Origin of the sequence: Lyngbya aestuarii BL J, from assembly GCF_000478195.2 — a bacterium.
Taxonomy (GTDB): domain Bacteria; phylum Cyanobacteriota; class Cyanobacteriia; order Cyanobacteriales; family Microcoleaceae; genus Capilliphycus; species Capilliphycus aestuarii.
Window position 1 is genome coordinate 1 of sequence record NZ_AUZM01000183.1, and the last position, 1,759, is coordinate 1,759.

Here is a 1,759-nt window from a genome sequence, read left to right on the forward strand (position 1 = left end):
ACACTGGTATTGAAATTAATGGTATCATCTCCGGCTGTTTCATTGGCTTGTTGTATTGCCCAACTTAAAGTTCCGGGTAAATTTCCTGTGCCATCGTCTGTAGGTTGATTAACATCAAAAGTGGCAAGCACAAACGGATAGGATTCTTGTATTTTTTGATTGAATACAATGGGTGTTTTAACGGGTTTTGTTTTATAGTCTAAGTCCCATGAACCGCCAAGTTCAGCATTTCCGGTTAAGTGAGTGGAAGCCGCAATATTGGTTTGAGTGAGTTGACTGAACTGATGAACAAGTTCTTGACCTTTCGGAGTTTTAGCAACGTTACATCCGTACAGGAGAATATCGGCATCAGCAGTCAAAAATTTATGCCATTGTTTGAGTAGGGGTGCATAGGTTTCGAGGGTTTTTGGAGTGAGATTAATCTGACCTAATTGTAGGGTATGATCTTCTCCATGAAATACAAAATGTATGGCGTTGACTTGAGAATATTTAGTTAAGATTTGTGTAACTTCTGCAATAAAATTGGCTTGAGGTGAGATAATAAAGCTATGTAGATTAGGGTGAGACTCTGGAGTTAAGTCTTGAGTTAAATATTCAGGTTGTTGGACAGCAGAATCGATAAAGAGTAGTTGCATGGTCATGGCATCTGGTCAAAATAGTCATGTTTAGTGAGATAGAGTAGATGCACTGAATTTGCTTAAACATAAGTTTAAACAGAACCTATTAACCTCACATTTATTAGCAGTGAGGCTATTTAAAAAGGAGAAAGACACCCTGTAAAAAATTTAATAAACTGAAGTCAGTTTGATGAGGAAAATAATTTGTGATCGGTAAATATAGATGTTGTTTTGCGAATTTTTCTTGATCGCAAAATCAGTCTAGCTGCTTCACCAAACTCCAGTTATTTAGAAGACGTTTTAAAATTAATAACATTAGCTACACTATTCGTTGTATCTGTCCAAAAAGAAAGTTGACTAAATCTCTCAAATAAGTCTGGGGGGAGGATACTTCTACGAGGTTTAAATTCTACCCGAGAACGGACAGTATGTAAACCTTCTGTTCTCAGCTTTCGATCAAATTCGGGTTCTTCATATTCGATACTTTCTAGATCATGATTAAACGGTTCTTCTCCTATAAACTGATAAATTAATGATAACGTTTGCTCAGGAGCGATCGCCAAAAATTCATAATCTACCAACAGCAAACGATCAGCTTGTTCACTATAAAACGCTTCTTTCAAAGCATTATAAGCAAAACCCACTAAGCGATTTCCTTGGCTTAAGGCTTCTGTGCGACTGTAAACCGTTGAAATTTCAGCCCGATTTCTAAACATTCTAGAAATTTCAAACGCATTCCGCCGAACCAATCGTTCGAGAGAATCCATCACCCAGGCAACATTACGCACACAACAAATCACCTTCGCTTCTGGGAATAACTGACAAATCAGAGGTAATTTGCTGCACCAAAGACGATTGGTATCAAAGATGACTTTATTTTCAGCAATTTGCTGTTGATAATAAGCAGAGAATATACTGAGAATTAGGTCTTGTCTTTGTTCAGGAGAAATGAACACGGAGAACTCATTCTCCTCGCTCATCGCATCCAGCATTCGGTTGACTAACCCTCCGACAGGCGATGTCATTCCCGCATGAAAGCGAGGATTTTGCCGAAGTAAAGCAGCTAGCACCGTTGAGCCAGCACGAGGTAAGCCAGAAATTAGATGAATGGGACTAGATAGAGACACAAGATCGGAAGAGCG

At 38.8% G+C, this 1,759-nt stretch carries 2 protein-coding genes; both read right to left on the minus strand.

Annotation, left to right across the window (positions count from 1 at the left end):
- On the minus strand, positions 1-641 hold a 641-nt coding region (locus M595_RS27335), incomplete at its 3' end, for a DUF4347 domain-containing protein (RefSeq protein WP_152983625.1).
- A 260-nt stretch (positions 642-901) separates the two neighbouring features.
- Positions 902-1,759, minus strand: an 858-nt coding sequence (locus M595_RS27340) for a sulfotransferase family protein (protein ID WP_338041677.1), incomplete at its 5' end; no start/stop codon positions are given.